1 rRNA gene is annotated in these 1,546 nt (G+C 48.3%); it reads left to right on the forward strand.

The annotated features are described in order from the left end of the window. Nucleotides 1-80: 80 nt before the first annotated feature. A 23S ribosomal RNA gene (locus tag BM380_RS18370) occupies nt 81-1,546 on the forward strand; the annotation flags it as partial.

Below are 1,546 nucleotides of genomic sequence, written 5' to 3' on the forward strand. Positions count from 1 at the left end.
ATTGGTATCTACTTTAGTATTCAATATTAACTTCTGGCGAAGTTAAACTGTCACAAAACAAAGACCCGTTTGGGTTGTATGGTTAAGTGACTAAGCGTACACGGTGGATGCCTTGGCAGTTGGAGGCGATGAAGGACGTATTAACTTGCGATAAGCCTAGTCAAGCTAGTAAAAAGCACTTGAGACTAGGATTTCCGAATGGGGAAACCCACCTGCTTGCAGGTATCGTTAACTGAATACATAGGTTAACGAGGCGAACGCGGAGAACTGAAACATCTAAGTACCCGTAGGAAAAGAAATCAACCGAGATTCCGATAGTAGCGGCGAGCGAAATCGGAACAGCCCTTAAGCTTATTATGTGTTAATGGAAGGCTCTGGAAAGTGCCACGATACAGGGTGATAGTCCCGTACATGAAAACGCATTTTAAGTGAAATCGAGTAGGTCGGAGCACGTGAAACTTTGACTGAATATAGGTGGACCATCATCTAAGGCTAAATACTCCCAACTGACCGATAGTGAACCAGTACCGTGAGGGAAAGGCGAAAAGAACCCCTGTGAGGGGAGTGAAATAGAACCTGAAACCGTGTACGTACAAGCAGTAGGAGCCCACTTGTTGGGTGACTGCGTACCTTTTGTATAATGGGTCAGCGACTTATATTTTGTAGCGAGGTTAACCGATTAGGGTAGCCGTAGGGAAACCGAGTCTTAACTGGGCGAATAGTTGCAAGGTATAGACCCGAAACCCGGTGATCTAGCCATGGGCAGGTTGAAGGTTGAGTAACATCAACTGGAGGACCGAACCCACTAACGTTGAAAAGTTAGGGGATGACCTGTGGTTAGGAGTGAAAGGCTAATCAAACCGGGAGATAGCTGGTTCTCCCCGAAATCTATTTAGGTAGAGCCTCGGACGAATACTTACGGGGGTAGAGCACTGTTAAGGCTAGGGGGTCATCCCGACTTACCAACCCTTTGCAAACTCCGAATACCGTAAAGTAATATCCGGGAGACACACGGCGGGTGCTAACGTCCGTCGTGAAGAGGGAAACAACCCAGACCGCCAGCTAAGGTCCCAAAGTCATAGTTAAGTGGGAAACGATGTGGAAAGGCCCAGACAGCCAGGAGGTTGGCTTAGAAGCAGCCATCCTTTAAAGAAAGCGTAATAGCTCACTGGTCGAGTCGGTCTGCGCGGAAGATGTAACGGGGCTAAACTATGCACCGAAGCTGCGGATTCAAAATTTATTTTGAGTGGTAGGGGAGCGTTCTGTAAGCGGTTGAAGGTGTACCGGGAGGTATGCTGGACGTATCAGAAGTGCGAATGCTGACATGAGTAACGATAATGCGGGTGAAAAACCCGCACGCCGGAAGACCAAGGGTTCCTATCCCATGTTAATCAGGGTAGGGTAAGTCGACCCCTAAGGCGAGGCCGAAAGGCGTAGTCGATGGGAAACGGATTAATATTTCCGTACTTGGTATAATTGCGATGGGGGGACGGAGCAGGCTAAGCAAGCATGGCGATGGTAGTCCATGTGAAAGTGTGTAGGCTAG

The sequence above is a fragment of the Pseudoalteromonas sp. DSM 26666 genome (assembly GCF_900116475.1).
Classification (GTDB): Bacteria; Pseudomonadota; Gammaproteobacteria; order Enterobacterales; family Alteromonadaceae; genus Pseudoalteromonas; species Pseudoalteromonas tetraodonis.